Source organism: Streptomyces apricus, assembly GCF_008369065.1.
In the GTDB taxonomy this organism is placed as follows: domain Bacteria; phylum Actinomycetota; class Actinomycetes; order Streptomycetales; family Streptomycetaceae; genus Streptomyces; species Streptomyces apricus.
On the sequence record NZ_VDFC01000040.1, the window covers coordinates 353,660 to 367,147 of the forward strand.

Annotated in this window: 16 protein-coding genes and 1 pseudogene; 7 read left to right on the plus strand and 10 right to left on the minus strand. The window is 69.3% G+C overall.

Features of this window, described 5'->3' with window-relative positions; translation table 11 throughout:
- A partial coding sequence (locus FGF04_RS14520) for a response regulator transcription factor (RefSeq protein WP_149512274.1) occupies nt 1–193 on the plus strand: 193 nt, incomplete at its 5' end.
- A gap of 89 nt (nt 194–282) precedes the next feature.
- Here the strand turns inward: FGF04_RS14520 and FGF04_RS14525 are convergent.
- From FGF04_RS14525 to ychF, 4 genes are all read right to left on the minus strand, one after another.
- Nucleotides 283–654, minus strand: coding sequence for a hypothetical protein (locus FGF04_RS14525; RefSeq protein WP_149511719.1), 372 nt, complete (start codon nt 652–654; stop codon nt 283–285).
- A gap of 313 nt (nt 655–967) precedes the next feature.
- Nucleotides 968–1,234, minus strand: coding sequence for a YrhB domain-containing protein (locus FGF04_RS14530; RefSeq protein ID WP_149511720.1), 267 nt, complete (start codon nt 1,232–1,234; stop codon nt 968–970).
- Between the two features lie 382 nt (nt 1,235–1,616).
- Entirely contained in the window at nt 1,617–2,015 is a 399-nt protein-coding gene (locus FGF04_RS14535; RefSeq protein WP_149511721.1) for a hypothetical protein, read from the minus strand.
- A gap of 55 nt (nt 2,016–2,070) precedes the next feature.
- Complete coding sequence (ychF, locus tag FGF04_RS14540) at nt 2,071–3,159, minus strand: redox-regulated ATPase YchF (protein ID WP_149511722.1); 1,089 nt, start codon at nt 3,157–3,159, stop codon at nt 2,071–2,073.
- A gap of 199 nt (nt 3,160–3,358) precedes the next feature.
- Between ychF and FGF04_RS14545 the strand changes: the two genes are divergently transcribed.
- Nucleotides 3,359–3,976 (plus strand): DUF6542 domain-containing protein, encoded by a 618-nt coding sequence (locus FGF04_RS14545; protein ID WP_149511723.1) that lies wholly within the window; start codon nt 3,359–3,361, stop codon nt 3,974–3,976.
- A gap of 68 nt (nt 3,977–4,044) precedes the next feature.
- On the opposite strand, the gene ppgK is transcribed toward FGF04_RS14545, so the two are convergent.
- Nucleotides 4,045–4,791 carry a polyphosphate--glucose phosphotransferase gene (ppgK, locus tag FGF04_RS14550; RefSeq protein ID WP_149511724.1) on the minus strand — a complete coding sequence of 249 codons (747 nt, stop codon included), beginning with the start codon at nt 4,789–4,791 and terminating at the stop codon, nt 4,045–4,047.
- A gap of 29 nt (nt 4,792–4,820) precedes the next feature.
- Entirely contained in the window at nt 4,821–5,837 is a 1,017-nt protein-coding gene (locus FGF04_RS14555) for a 4-hydroxy-3-methylbut-2-enyl diphosphate reductase (protein WP_149511725.1), read from the minus strand.
- 270 nt (nt 5,838–6,107) lie between these two features.
- Here FGF04_RS14555 and xseA point away from each other — a divergent pair, with 270 nt between their 5' ends.
- The 3 genes from xseA (at nt 6,108) to FGF04_RS14570 (ending at nt 8,347) form a co-directional block, all read left to right on the plus strand.
- Entirely contained in the window at nt 6,108–7,328 is a 1,221-nt protein-coding gene (xseA, locus tag FGF04_RS14560) for an exodeoxyribonuclease VII large subunit (RefSeq protein WP_149511726.1), read from the plus strand.
- Between the two features lie 9 nt (nt 7,329–7,337).
- The gene (locus FGF04_RS14565; RefSeq protein ID WP_149511727.1) at nt 7,338–7,571 is read left to right on the plus strand and encodes an exodeoxyribonuclease VII small subunit; all 234 of its coding nucleotides are present in this window, start codon (nt 7,338–7,340) and stop codon (nt 7,569–7,571) included.
- A gap of 185 nt (nt 7,572–7,756) precedes the next feature.
- A complete protein-coding gene (locus FGF04_RS14570; protein WP_149511728.1) occupies nt 7,757–8,347 on the plus strand; it encodes a malonic semialdehyde reductase in 591 nt (196 codons plus the stop codon).
- A gap of 84 nt (nt 8,348–8,431) precedes the next feature.
- Here the strand turns inward: FGF04_RS14570 and FGF04_RS14575 are convergent, their stop codons facing one another.
- The gene (locus FGF04_RS14575; RefSeq protein ID WP_149511729.1) at nt 8,432–8,950 is read right to left on the minus strand and encodes a DUF4245 domain-containing protein; all 519 of its coding nucleotides are present in this window, start codon (nt 8,948–8,950) and stop codon (nt 8,432–8,434) included.
- A gap of 125 nt (nt 8,951–9,075) precedes the next feature.
- Between FGF04_RS14575 and glpX the strand changes: the two genes are divergently transcribed.
- The gene (glpX, locus tag FGF04_RS14580) at nt 9,076–10,107 is read left to right on the plus strand and encodes a class II fructose-bisphosphatase (RefSeq protein WP_149511730.1); all 1,032 of its coding nucleotides are present in this window, start codon (nt 9,076–9,078) and stop codon (nt 10,105–10,107) included.
- A 143-nt stretch (nt 10,108–10,250) separates the two neighbouring features.
- On the opposite strand, the gene FGF04_RS14585 is transcribed toward glpX, so the two are convergent.
- Both FGF04_RS14585 and FGF04_RS14590 read right to left on the minus strand, forming a co-directional pair.
- The gene (locus FGF04_RS14585; RefSeq protein ID WP_149511731.1) at nt 10,251–10,628 is read right to left on the minus strand and encodes a WhiB family transcriptional regulator; all 378 of its coding nucleotides are present in this window, start codon (nt 10,626–10,628) and stop codon (nt 10,251–10,253) included.
- A gap of 211 nt (nt 10,629–10,839) precedes the next feature.
- A pseudogene (locus FGF04_RS14590) lies at nt 10,840–11,510 on the minus strand (DUF1707 SHOCT-like domain-containing protein).
- Between the two features lie 157 nt (nt 11,511–11,667).
- On the opposite strand from FGF04_RS14590, the gene FGF04_RS14595 reads away from it, so the two are divergent.
- A complete protein-coding gene (locus FGF04_RS14595; protein WP_149511732.1) occupies nt 11,668–13,299 on the plus strand; it encodes a fumarate hydratase in 1,632 nt (543 codons plus the stop codon).
- Here FGF04_RS14595 and FGF04_RS14600 read toward each other — a convergent pair.
- On the minus strand, nt 13,271–13,488 hold a 218-nt coding region (locus FGF04_RS14600), incomplete at its 5' end, for a fumarate hydratase C-terminal domain-containing protein (protein WP_188114088.1). The two genes, FGF04_RS14595 and FGF04_RS14600, sit on opposite strands and share 29 nt — an antisense overlap.

A 13,488-nucleotide genomic window follows, 5' to 3' on the forward strand; every position in this document is an offset into this window, starting at 1 on the left:
CCCCCTGACCCCCCGCGAACTGGAGGTCCTACGCCTCCTGGCCAACGGCCTCTCCAACAGCGAGATAGCCACAACGCTGGTCATCAGCCCGGAAACGGTAAAGACGTTCGTCTCCCGAATCCTGACCAAACTCAACCTCAGAGACAGAGTCCAGGCGGTGGTGTACGCGTACCGACGGGGGCTGGTGACGTGAGAGGCGGGTCGTGGGAGATCACGGATCCGCTGATCCCACCGCCGAGGATGCGCCCGCAGGCCTGCAGACGCTGCTCCCCTCTCGGAGCGTCACCGTTCCGGGGATTCCAGAAGGAGCGATATCCTCATCCACTCCACCCCTGGGATTTTTATCCCAGCATTCCGGTGGTCCGCAATGGCAACGAATTCCCATCCGGCCACGAACGGTTCACCCACGCTCAGGACCGTCCACGGCCCGGCCACCTCCCAAGCGCCGGCAAGTATGCCGCACAGCATGTCACCAGGCTGCAGTCCCTCCCGGAGAAGGATCGGGAACCTGACGTCCCGAAGCCCGTCGTCCTTCCAGTATTCCCGGCTCTTTCCCTCACCGAGATCCAGCGGAACATCTCGAACGATCCTCGAAGTCAACCGACTCAGAGCACGCTCATTCGAAACTCGAAGGAGCGCTTGAAGTTCAGCCACTCCGCGCATTGTCACCTCAGCCTCACCAGCCGCCCGAGACGGGCCTCGCTCCCAGACATTCCCGAATTTATCGATGCACCGCCGCCGCTCGTCCGCGGAAGGCTTGTAGCCACGCTCATCCCGAGCGGGCAGACAGGTCTCCTGAAGACAGTCAGCCGACGCCGATCGGCGATTGGGGCCCATCAGAGAAGGCACAACACATCCTCACTGCCCGTGCCGGGACGTGTTCGAGCGTCCGGCACCCGACTCACCAACGCCCCCGACAAGGCGGCCAGGGCGCAGGAAGTCACATGGAAAGGTGCACCAAAGCAGTTCAAAAAAGGTCGAGCCGGGCGGACTCAGCTGCTCCCAACATCCGGCATTCCCCTGTTTCCCCGTCCACACACACGTAGCCGGTGCCTACAGCCATGTCCCGGAGGTCTCCGCTACGAAGGTAGGCAACCGATTGGCAGTCGAAGTAGAAGACTCTTCCCACCTGTATGCGCTCCCCTTCGACGAGTGCGAAAGTCATGCCCGCGTGGCTGACCTTCTCGTCCAGAAACTTCTGGGCCAGACTGGTCGCCTTTTCCATGTCCAGCATCAATCAGTCCTCACATGTGAACTGCCGTCCGCCGCACAAGGCTTCAATCGATACGGGGGAACCGGCCTCGGGTCCGCCACCCGTCGCCATCCCACCATTCCCCCGACCTCGACGACAACGATCTGCTGGGCGAAGTTCGTCGGCTGCTTCCGCGTACAGGTCGACCAAGACGTCGCAGTCCTGTTGCCGGAGTATGGATTCAGTGCGGTAGAGGCGGTAGGCGAGGCGAACCGGTTCCAGGCGGCAGGGTAAGGGCCCGTCAAGCGGCCCGTGGCGGTGTCGTACTGGCGAGGGTGCCGGCGCCGGTCTTGGTGGCGGTAGGCCGACCGAAGGGTGGATGCACGGCCGCAGAAACCAGTTGGTTCCTGCGGCCGCGTGCCGCTCAGTGGAGAGGCGGAGATCCTCGTCGGCGCATGAAGGAAACCGTCCGTCCTGCGTTCGGATCGACCCCAGGGGCAGGAACAGTCCTGTCGCCCTTGATGAGTTTGGCCTCTTCTCGTGTGGCAGTTGCCACGCCCGCTGAGAAAGCAACAGCAAGGATCTCTACCAGCATGCTGTTGACCCCGGCTTGCGGGAACGGCGTGATCGTGGAAAACGCCTGCTCACGGTTGTGGAGCCAGTCCTGGTCCGCCGTCACAGTGAGCCATTCACCATCAGACTGGATGATCACTCTCGCCGAGCCCAGAGTCAGAGCTTCGGTAGCAATCATCCCAGCCAGTTCGATCGGATCGTAGCTGCCCAGACGGAAGAACCGGCTTTCGTTCTTGAGCAGATAGTCCATCGGATCGAGCGGGACGATGTCTTCAGGGTGATATTTCCGTCCAGTATCAGGACGACTAGACGTTGAAGCGGAATTCCACCACATCGCCGTCCTGCATCACGTAGTCCTTGCCCTCCATGCGGGCCTTGCCCTTGGCTCGGGCCTCGGCGACCGAGCCCGTTTCCACCAGGTCCTCGAAGGAGATGACCTCCGCCTTGATGAAGCCCTTCTGGAAGTCGGTGTGGATGACTCCGGCGGCCTCGGGGGCGGTGGCGCCCTTCTTGATGGTCCAGGCGCGGGACTCCTTCGGGCCCGCCGTCAGGTAGGTCTGCAGGCCGAGGGTGGTGAAGCCGGCGTGCGCGAGCGTGGCGAGGCCGGGCTCCTCGACGCCGACCGACTCCAGGAGCTCCCGGGCGTCCTCCTCGTCGAGCTCGGCGAGGTCCGCCTCCAGCTTGGCGTTGAGGAAGATCGCCTCGGCGGGGGCGACCAGGGCGCGCTGCGCGGCCTTGAAGTCGTCGTCGACCAGTTCGTCCTCGTCGACGTTGAAGACGTAGAGGAACGGCTTCGTGGTGAGCAGGTGCAGGTCGTGCAGCAGCTCGTCGTTGCCGGAGCCCTGGACGATGCCCGCGGAGAACAGCGTCTCGCCCCTCTCCAGGATCGCCTGCGCCGCCTCGATCGCCGCGACCTTCGGGCCGACGTCCTTCTTGATCCGCGACTCGCGCTGCAGGCGCGGCAGGACCTTCTCGATGGTCTGCAGGTCCGCGAGGATCAGCTCGGTGTTGATCGTCTCGATGTCGTCCTTGGGCGAGACCTTGCCGTCCACATGCACGACGTTCTCGTCCTTGAAGGCCCGGATGACCTGGCAGATCGCGTCCGACTCGCGGATGTTCGCGAGGAACTTGTTGCCCAGGCCCTCACCCTCGCTCGCACCGCGCACGATGCCCGCGATGTCGACGAAGTCCACGGTCGCGGGGAGGATCTTCTGCGAGTTGAAGATCTCCGCGAGCTTGGTCAGCCGGGCGTCGGGGACACCGACCACGCCCACGTTCGGCTCGATCGTGGCGAACGGGTAGTTGGCCGCCAGCACGTCGTTCTTGGTCAGGGCGTTGAAAAGGGTCGACTTGCCGACATTCGGCAGACCGACGATTCCGATCGTGAGCGACACGTTGCGACTTCCCGTACGTGAGGTTGGGTGAGGTGAGGACCGATGGGGTGCGGACCGGCCCAGGGGGACGTTCGGGCCGATCCACCAGTCTACGGCGTGCGGCGGCCCGCACCGGCGACGTATCGAACGCTTGGCCAAGCTCGGCCAAAGCGCGTGTCCCGACGCCCATTCCGCACATAACCCGACCTAAGTTGGACCAGTGGAGCAACACAGGACGCGTCCTCCCCAGTCACGGCCGTCACGCGGCGGCACCCCCTTCCCCCCGCAGGCCGGACGCGGCGGCACCCGTACGGCCCGGCAGTCCGGTGCCAGGGCCGGGGCCGGGAACAGGTCCGGGTCCGGGGCCAGGCCCGGGGCCAAGGCCAGGGCCGGTGTCCCGCGTGCCTCCGCGCCCGTCCCGGCGCTCGTGCAGGCGGTACGCCGCTTCCCGAACCCCCGGCTCACCGGGCTGGGCAGCGGCCTGTTCTGCACCGCGACGATGTTCGCGCTGGCCTGTCTGATCCAGTTGCTGTTCGGGGCGTCGCTCGTCGTCTACGGCGTGCTGTTCCTGCCGGTCTGCGTCCTGACCGCGGTGTGGGTGCGGCGGGCCGACCTCGTCACCGCGGTGGTCGCCGTGCCGATCGCCTTCGCCGTCGGCCTGCTGCCGATCGCGGACAGCGACGGCGGCTTCGGCGGCCGGGTGATGGGCCTCGTCACCGCCCTCGCGATGCACGCGGGATGGCTGTACGGGGGAACGCTGGTGGCCGGGGTCATCGTGACCGTGCGCAAGGCGCGGATGATGACCCGCAAGGCCGCACAGCGACGCCGTACGGCCTGAGGCCCGTCGCGGTACCCACAACACCCACCTGCCCGGCCGCCGGCGGCGTGCCTGGTCCGGCGGCGTGCCTAGTGCGTCTGCGCCGCGCGCATCGCCGCGCCCACGATCCCCGCGTTGTTCTGCAGCTCGGCCGGCACGATCTCCGCCTTGATGCCCTCGATCAGCGGCAGGAACTTGTGCGCCTTGCGGCTGACGCCGCCGCCGATGATGAACAGCTCGGGCGAGAAGAGCATCTCCACGTGCGCCAGGTACTTCTGGACGCGGTGGGCCCAGTGCTCCCAGGAGAGGTCGTGGTCCTCCTTGGCCTTCGTGGAGGCGTGCTTCTCCGCGTCGTGGCCGTTCAGCTCCAGGTGGCCCAGCTCCGTGTTCGGCACGAGGACGCCGTCCACGAAGAGGGCGCTGCCGATCCCCGTACCGAAGGTGAGCAGGAAGACCGTGCCCCGGCGGCCCTTGCCCGCGCCGAACTGCATCTCGGCGACGCCCGCCGCATCCGCGTCGTTCAGCACGGTGACCGGCAGGCCGCCCAGCCGGTCGCCGAGCAGGGCGCGCGCGTCGGTGTCGATCCAGGCCTTGTCCACATTGGCCGCGGTGCGGATGGTGGAACCGCCGGTGACGACGCCGGGGAAGGTGATGCCGACCGGGCCCGTCCAGCCGAAGTGGCCGACGACCTCCTTGACGCCGTCCGCCACCGCGTCGGGCGTCGCGGGCTGCGGCGTGAGCACCTTGTAGCGCTCCTCCGCCAGATCGCCCTTGTCCAGGTCCACGGGAGCGCCCTTGATCCCTGAACCGCCGATGTCCACACCGAAGATCTGCATGGCTCTACGTTACGTCGTGGGACGGACAGTCACTCGGCCGAGGGGGTGCTTCCGGTGCGCTCCGCGACCAGGGCCGCGGCCTCCGCGCGCAGGTCGCGGCGGAGCTCCTTGGGGAGGGAGAACGTGATGGACTCCTCGGCCGCCTTGACCAGTTCGACGTCCTCGAAGCCGTGGGTGGTGAGGTACTCGAGGACCTGCTCGACGAGGATCTCCGGCACCGAGGCCCCGGAGGTGACGCCCACCGTCGTGACGCCCTCCAGCCAGCCGGCGTCGATCTCGTCGGCGAAGTCCACGAGGTACGCCTCGCGGGCGCCCGCGAGCTTGGCGACCTCGACGAGCCGGACGGAGTTGGAGGAGTTGCGCGAGCCGACCACGATGACGAGGTCCGCCTGCTCGCCCATCTGCTTCACGGCGAGCTGGCGGTTCTGCGTGGCGTAGCAGATGTCGTCGCTCGGCGGGGAGATGAGCTGCGGGAACTTCTCCTTGAGGGCGTCCACCGTCTCCATGGTCTCGTCGACCGACAGCGTCGTCTGGGAGAGCCAGACGACCTTGGAGGGGTCGCGGACCTCGACCTTGGCCACGTCGCCGGGGCCGTCGACCAGCGTGATGTGGTCGGGTGCCTCGCCGGAGGTGCCGATGACCTCCTCGTGGCCCTCGTGGCCGATGAGGAGGATGTCGAAGTCGTCGTTCGCGAACCGGACGGCTTCCTTGTGGACCTTGGTGACCAGCGGGCACGTCGCGTCGATGGTGGCGAGCCGGCCGGCGGCGGCCTCCTCGTGGACGACCGGGGCGACGCCGTGCGCCGAGAACATGACGATGGAGCCCTCGGGGACCTCCGCCGTCCGCTCGACGAAGATCGCGCCCTTCTTCTCCAGCGTCTGCACGACGTATTTGTTGTGGACGATCTCGTGGCGGACGTAGATCGGGGCCCCGTACTGCTCCAGGGCCTTCTCGACGGCGATCACGGCACGGTCGACTCCCGCGCAGTAGCCACGGGGGGCGGCGAGCAGGACACGGCGGCCGGTCGAAGCAGTCATGTGTCCCATCGTAAGGGTGCGGCGACCGGGGGCCGGAGATCACCTCCTGGGGTGGCCGGGCACGTCGGGTGGGTGCGGGTCCGGTGGGGGCCGTTCGCGCAGTTCCCCGCGCCCCTGAAAAGCGCGGGTCGTCTGTCGGGTGCGCCCCGCGCCCCTGAAAACTGCGCCCGCGCTCCGAAGGGGCGCGGGGAACTGCGCGGCCCGCCCCCACCGGGCCCGCGCCCGGCCACGACGGGTGAGGCGAACGGCGCTGTCATGAGCGACGGCTACGCTCGGCGTATGGCTCTCAATACGTCCGCCGAAGCCCCCCTGCCCGTCGGTGAGGTGTCGCGGCTCATCGGGGGGTGGATCGACCGGCTCGGCGCGGTGTGGGTCGAGGGGCAGATCACCCAGCTGTCGCGCCGCCCGGGCGCCGGCGTCGTCTTCCTCACGCTGCGCGATCCGTCGTACGACATCTCCGTGAGCGTCACCTGCTACCGGCAGGTGTTCGACGCCGTCGCGGACGTGGTGAGCGAGGGCGCCCGGGTCGTCGTCCAGGCGAAGCCCGAGTGGTACGCACCGCGCGGACAGCTCTCGCTGCGGGCCACCGAGATCAAGCCCGTGGGCGTCGGGGAGCTGCTCGCCCGGCTGGAGCAGCTGAAGAAGTCCCTCGCCGCGGAGGGCCTGTTCGCGCCCGAGCGCAAGAAGCCGCTCCCGTTCCTGCCCCAACTGATCGGCCTGGTCACCGGCCGCGCCTCCGCCGCCGAGCGGGACGTGCTGGAGAACGCGCGCCGCCGCTGGCCCGCCGTCCGCTTCGAGGTGCGCAACGTCGCCGTGCAGGGCGTGCACGCGGTTCCCCAGGTGGTCCAGGCCGTGAAGGACCTGGACGCGCTCGACGAGGTCGACGTCATCGTCGTGGCGCGCGGCGGCGGCAGCGTGGAGGACCTGCTCCCGTTCTCGGACGAGCAGCTCGTACGGGCGGTCGCGTCCTGCCGCACCCCGGTCGTGTCGGCCATCGGCCACGAGCCCGACAACCCGCTCCTCGACCACGTGGCCGACCTGCGCGCCTCCACGCCCACCGACGCCGCGAAGAAGGTCGTGCCGGACGTCGGCGAGGAGTACGAGCGCGTGCGGTTCCTGCGGGACCGCGCCCGCAGGAGCCTGGAGGCCTTCGTCGAGCGCGAGGAGCGCGGCCTCGCGCACGCGCTGGCCCGCCCCTCGATGGAGGACCCGTACCGGATGGTCGACGAGCGGGCCGACCGGGTCACGGCGCTCCTGGACCGCGGCCGCCGCACGCTCGGCCACCTCCTGGACCGGGCCGACTCGGAGCTGACGCACACGCACGCACGCGTGGTGGCCCTCTCCCCCGCCGCGACCCTCGAACGGGGGTACGCGGTCCTGCAGAAGTCCGACGGCCACGCCGTGCGCTCCGCGGACGAGGTGACGGCGGACGAGCCCCTGCGGGCACGGGTCGCCACCGGCGAGTTCACGGTACGAGTCGATGTCGGAGACAGACCCTAGGGTGGGCGCATGACCAGCACGAAGGACGAGACGCTCGGGTACGAGCAGGCGCGGGACGAGCTCATCGAGGTCGTCCGCCGACTGGAGACGGGCGGTACGACGCTGGAGGAGTCACTGGCCCTGTGGGAGCGGGGCGAGGAGCTGGCGAAGGTGTGCCGGCGGTGGCTGGACGGCGCCCGCGCCCGCCTCGACGCGGCGCTGGCCGAAGACGCGGAAGAGGAGGAAGGGGAGGAGCAGGACTAGCGGGGGGAAAGAGGGGGCGGCTCTCGGGGCGGTCCGAGATAGGTGGTCAGGCCATGCAATTGTGAAGCGGATCACCTCGGTCCGATTTTTGTTGAACCTTAAACCTCATCAGCGTACCGTCGGACGTGCCAGCCGATCCCAGGGGCTCCCCGGGGATCCGACGCACGCTCCGAGAAGGTTGCTCCATGTCTCTCGTCCTCGACCCCGCCGCCCAGGACCTGCTGTTCCGCGAGGCCCGTACCGCCAACGCCTTCACCGACGAGCCGGTGACCGACGAGCAGGTGCAGGCGATCTACGACCTGGTCAAGTACGGCCCGACCGCCTTCAACCAGTCGCCGCTGCGCATCACCCTGGTCCGCTCCCCCGAGGCCCGCGAGCGCCTGGTGCAGCACATGTCCGAGGGCAACCAGCCGAAGACGGCCGCCGCCCCGCTCGTGGCGATCCTGTCCGCGGACATCGAGTTCCACGACGAGCTGCCGTACCTGCTGCCGCACTTCCCGCAGGCCAAGGACCTCTTCTTCGCCGAGCGCCCCTCCCGCGAGGGTCCCGCCGTGCTCAACGCCGCGCTGCAGGCCGCGTACTTCATCGTCGGCGTCCGTGCCGCCGGGCTGGCCGCCGGTCCGATGACGGGCTACGACGCCGCGGGCATCCAGAAGGAGTTCCTCGACGACGACCACCTGCCGCTGATGGTGGTCAACATCGGCCGGCCCGCCGAGGACGCCTGGTTCCCGCGCGGCCCGCGCCTGGAGTTCGACCAGGTCGTCACGACGGTCTGATCCCTCGGACGCGTTACGCGCACCTGAGCAGCTGAGAGGCCCCCGGCGCATCGCCGGGGGCCTCTCACACGCTCAGGCACGCGCTCACGACGTCCTGAGCGCCTCCGCCATCTTCGTCAGCTCGGCGAACGAGGCCGTGCCCGCGACCACGGTCGTGGCGTTCTCCTCCCGCAGCACCAGGGCGTCGTACTTCCCGCCCTCGTAGCGCTTCCAGGACTTGCCCCCGATGCGCTGCGTGACGTTCGTCTCCGCGGCGCCCTGGCTGGCGTCCTCGATGAACGTGACGGGCTTCTGAGTGGACTGCTCGACCGCCACGTACTCCCCGTCGGGGTCGTGGAAACCGAGGTGCCACGCGTCGAAGTCGTCGCCCCTGAACCGCACCGAGGTCGCCTTCCACTCCGTGGGCAGGCCCTCGGGCGCCGCCACCGGATAGGCGGCCGCGCGGCGCGCCGTGAGGAGCTCCACGCGGTAGTCGACCCGCTGGAGAGGAGGCTCCGAGTCGTCCTTCGGGATGAAGACGTAGATGAAGCCCGCGACGATGCCGATCAGGCCCAGGGACAGCACCATGTCCCGGACCGACTGCTTGCCTTTCATACCTGCCACACCCCCATCGTCGCAGGTGTACTGGTCTGCTCATCCGTGGGCCCCCCTGCTCATTTTGTCGCAGTGGAGATAGAGTCGGCCCGAACCCTCATCCGGCCGTCGTCGTATCAGAAAGGTGCGCTCCGATGACCGAGCATCACTTGCCGTCCGAACTAGAGGTCCCCTCCGAGGCCCCCGACCGCAACCTCGCCCTCGAACTCGTCCGGGTCACCGAGGCCGCCGCCATGGCCGCGGGCCGCTGGGTCGGCCGCGGCGACAAGAACGGCGCCGACGGCGCGGCGGTACGGGCCATGCGCACCCTCGTCTCCACCGTCTCGATGAACGGCGTCGTCGTCATCGGCGAGGGCGAGAAGGACGAGGCGCCGATGCTCTTCAACGGGGAGCGCGTCGGGGACGGGACCGGCCCCGAGTGCGACATCGCCGTCGACCCGATCGACGGGACCACGCTCACCGCCGCGGGCATGACCAACGCGATCGCGGTGCTGGCCGCCGCCGACCGCGGCACCATGTTCGACCCGTCCGCGGTGTTCTACATGGACAAGCTGGTCACCGGCCCGGAGGCCGCCGACTTCGTCGACATCAACGCCCCGGTGTCCGTGAACATCCGCCGGGTCGCCAAGGCCAAGCGCGGCACGCCCGAGGACGTCACGGTCGTCGTCCTCGACCGGCCGCGCCACGACGGCATCATCAAGGAGATCCGGGAGACCGGCGCGCGCATCAAGCTCATCTCCGACGGCGACGTCGCGGGCTCGATCCTGGCGCTGCGCGAGGGCACCGGCATCGACCTGCTGCTCGGCATCGGCGGCACGCCCGAGGGCATCATCTCGGCCTGCGCCGTGAAGTGCCTGGGCGGCACCATCCAGGGCAAGCTGTGGCCCAAGGACGACGAGGAGCGGGCGCGGGCGGTCGACGCGGGGCACGACCTCGACCGGGTGCTGCTCACCGACGACCTGGTGTCCGGGGAGAACGTGTTCTTCGTGGCGACCGGGATCACCGACGGCGAGCTGCTGCGGGGGGTGCGGTACCGGTCCGAGACCGCCACGACCGACTCGATCGTGATGCGGTCGAAGTCGGGGACGGTGCGGCAGATCACCTCGGAGCACCGGCTGGCGAAGCTCAGGGCCTATTCGGCGATCGACTTCGACCGGGCCAAGTGACTCCGTCGGTCGGCCGGGGTCGCGTCGGCCGTGGGCGGCTGCGGGTCCACCGTGGCCGGTCGCGCAGTTCCTCGCGCCCCTGAAGGGCACCGCACGTCGATGGGGCGTCCCTGTGCGGAGGGGCGCCCCGTCGGTGTCCGGGGTCAGCCGGCCGCGGCTATGGGGTCCGTCGCGTGGGCCGTCTTCTGCAGTTCCAGGTCGCGGCGGCGCCGCCGGGCCAGGGCCACGCGGCGCTCGGCGGCGGTGAGGCCGCCCCAGACCCCGTACGGCTCGGGCTGGAGCAGCGCGTGCTCCCGGCACTCGACCATCACGGGACAGCGCGCGCAGACCCGCTTCGCCGCCTCCTCGCGGGAGAGCCGGGCCGCGGTGGGTTCTTTGGAGGGCGCGAAGAACAGCCCGGCCTCGTCGCGGCGGCACACGGCCTCCGTGTGCCAGGGGGCGTCCTGGTCCCTCTCGCGCACCGGCGCCGGCTGGGACGGAACGGCAGCGACCTGCAGGGACTGATGCGGCGGATGCAGCACGGTCTACTCCTGACGACGGCTTCGCGAGCGAGAGACGATGCAGCAAGCCCTACCCGCTGTGCACACGCCTAAGCACTCGGTTCCGAAACGCCGGGACCGCGGCGGGCGCCGGACCGCCACCACCGGACCCTCTGCTTCCGCACGCCGTGTGCCGCACGCCGTGTGCCGCGCGGCGCACGTCCGCCGGCTCCCCAGGTCTTCGCCGGACGCGTCAATGCCCCAGGTGCTTGCGCAACTTGGCGTTCACCCGCTCGGTGACGCGGTCGAGGATGTCCTCGATCAGCTTGCCCCGCCTGGGCCGCGCCTCGACGCTCCCCAGGACGGCCAGCCCGTCCACGTACACCACGGGGGCGTCCTGCTCGCCCGAGTCCAGCGTGTCCACCTCGAAGCTGCCGAGGACCCCGCCGCCGCTGCCGCGCATCGACACGTTCTCCGGGACGCGGATGTCGACGCTGCCGAACACCGAGACCGCCCTGATCACGACATGCCGGTGCTCGAAGATCGCCTCGCTGAGGTCTATCTCCACGCTGCCGAAGATCGCGTACGCATGCGTGCGGCGCCCCACGCGCCAGCGGCCCTTGCGGACGGCCGCGCTGAACACCGCCACCACGTTCTCGTCGGCGACGGCGGGGGCCGTGGGCCGCGGGCAGGTCCCGGGCGGGGGCCGTGGGCCGCGGGCAGGTCCCGCACCAGCGGTTCCAGCTCGCCCACGGTCTTCGCGCGGAAGACCTCCTCGACCCGCTCCGCGTGCTCCTCGGCGGTCAGGCGGCCCTCGGCCAGGGCCTCGCGCAGGATGTCCGCGATCCGGTCGCGGTCGGCGTCGGAGGCGCGGAGGTCGGTGTGCTTGCGAAGGTCGGGCTCGGTGCGCTTCTGAAGGTCCACGGCAGCAGCGTACCCAAACGCGATAGATCGCGACTAGGGGGTGTGGAGGGCGAACTGAGCCTTACCTCACAGGAGCGGTGTCCGAGGCAGGTCCTACGCTGGTGGGCGCGCCGCCAACGGAGGCCGGCCGCTGTCTGTCGAAGAAGGATTTGGCCAGATGCCTGAGTTCGCGTACACCGATCTGCTCCCCCAAGGGGAAGACACCACCCCCTACCGGCTGGTGACCTCCGAGGGTGTCTCCACCTTCGAGGCGGACGGACGGACGTTCCTCAAGGTGGAGCCCGAGGCGCTGCGCACGCTGGCCGCCGAGGCGATCCACGACATCCAGCACTACCTGCGGCCCGCGCACCTCGCGCAGCTGCGGCGCATCATCGACGACCCGGAGGCGTCGGGCAACGACAAGTTCGTCGCGCTGGACCTCCTGAAGAACGCGAACATCGCGGCCGCCGGCGTGCTGCCCATGTGCCAGGACACCGGCACGGCGATCGTGATGGGCAAGCGCGGCCAGAACGTGCTCACCGAGGGCGGCGACGAGGCGGCCCTGTCCCACGGCATCTACGACGCCTACAAGAACCTGAACCTGCGCTACTCGCAGATGGCTCCGCTCACCATGTGGGAGGAGAAGAACACCGGCTCCAACCTCCCCGCCCAGATCGAGCTGTACGCGACCGACGGCGGCGCCTACAAGTTCCTCTTCATGGCCAAGGGCGGCGGCTCGGCCAACAAGTCGTTCCTCTACCAGGAGACGAAGGCCGTCCTGAACGAGGCCTCCATGATGAAGTTCCTGGAGGAGAAGATCCGTTCGCTCGGCACGGCGGCCTGCCCGCCGTACCACCTGGCGATCGTCGTCGGCGGCACGAGCGCGGAGTACGCCCTGAAGACGGCGAAGTACGCGTCCGCGCACTACCTGGACGAGATCCCGGCCGAGGGCTCCCCGCTCGGGCACGGCTTCCGGGACAAGGACCTGGAGGAGAAGGTCTTCGAGCTGACGCAGAAGATCGGGATCGGCGCGCAGTTCGGCGGCAAGTACTTCTGCCACGACGTGCGGGTGGTGCGCCTGCCCCGGCACGGCGCGTCCTGCCCGGTCGCCATCGCCGTCTCCTGCTCGGCCGACCGCCAGGCCGTCGCGAAGATCACCGCCGAGGGCGTCTTCCTGGAGCAGCTGGAGACCGACCCGGCGCGGTTCCTGCCCGACACGACGGACGAGCACCTCGACGAGGCCGGGGACGTCGTGCGCATCGACCTGAACCGGCCGATGGACGAGATCCTGGCCGAGCTGACGAAGTACCCCGTCAAGACCCGCCTCTCGCTCTCCGGGCCGCTCGTCGTGGCCCGCGACATCGCGCACGCCAAGATCAAGGAGCGGCTGGACGCGGGCGAGGGCATGCCGCAGTACCTGAAGGACCACCCGGTGTACTACGCGGGCCCCGCGAAGACCCCCGAGGGGTACGCCTCCGGGTCCTTCGGGCCGACCACGGCCGGGCGCATGGACTCCTACGTGGAGCAGTTCCAGGCGGCGGGCGGCTCCAAGGTCATGCTGGCCAAGGGGAACCGGTCGCAGCAGGTCACCGACGCGTGCGGGACGCACGGCGGGTTCTACCTGGGCTCCATCGGCGGGCCGGCCGCGCGGCTGGCGCAGGACTGCATCAAGAAGGTCGAGGTCGTCGAGTACGAGGAGCTCGGGATGGAGGCCGTGTGGAAGATCGAGGTGGAGGACTTCCCGGCGTTCGTGGTCGTCGACGACAAGGGCAACGACTTCTTCAAGGACCCCGCACCGGGATCGACGTGAACGTCGGAGCCGGCGCCGGGTCCTTGAAGAAGTCGTTGCCCTTGTCGTCGACGACCACGAACGCCGGGAAGTCCTCCACCTCGATCTTCCACACGGCCTCCATCCCGAGCTCCTCGTACTCGACGACCTCGACCTTCTTGATGCAGTCCTGCGCCAGCCGCGCGGCCGGCCCGCCGATGGAGCCCAGGT